This window comes from Anoxynatronum sibiricum (genome assembly GCF_039414295.1).
GTDB lineage: Bacteria > Bacillota > Clostridia > Peptostreptococcales > Tindalliaceae > Anoxynatronum > Anoxynatronum sibiricum.
This window is the reverse complement of sequence record NZ_JBCITM010000099.1, coordinates 1-255: the sequence shown is the minus strand read 5'-3', so window position 1 is coordinate 255 and position 255 is coordinate 1. Positions and strand designations below refer to the sequence as shown.

1 pseudogene is annotated in these 255 nt (G+C 40.4%); it reads left to right on the top strand.

Annotation, left to right across the window (positions count from 1 at the left end):
• Positions 1 to 255 (top strand): annotated as a pseudogene (locus tag AAIG11_RS18135) (IS21 family transposase); the annotation flags it as partial.

The following is a 255-nucleotide window of genomic DNA, read 5'->3' as shown; positions in this document are numbered from 1 at the left end:
CATGAAAAAGGAAATGTTGAGAACAAGGTTGGCACTATCAGAAGGAACTTGTTTGTGCCAGAACCGACCATTAACCATCTGGGAACGTTTAACCTCGATCTGCTAAAAAAATGTTCCGAACGAAATCTGGGGCAACACTACCGGTTAAAAAAATCGATTGATGCACTCTTTGAACAAGAGAAACTCTTGATGGCACCTGTCAATAAAATACCCTTTGACACAGCCAGGTATGAAAGCAGAAAGGTCAATAAGTTT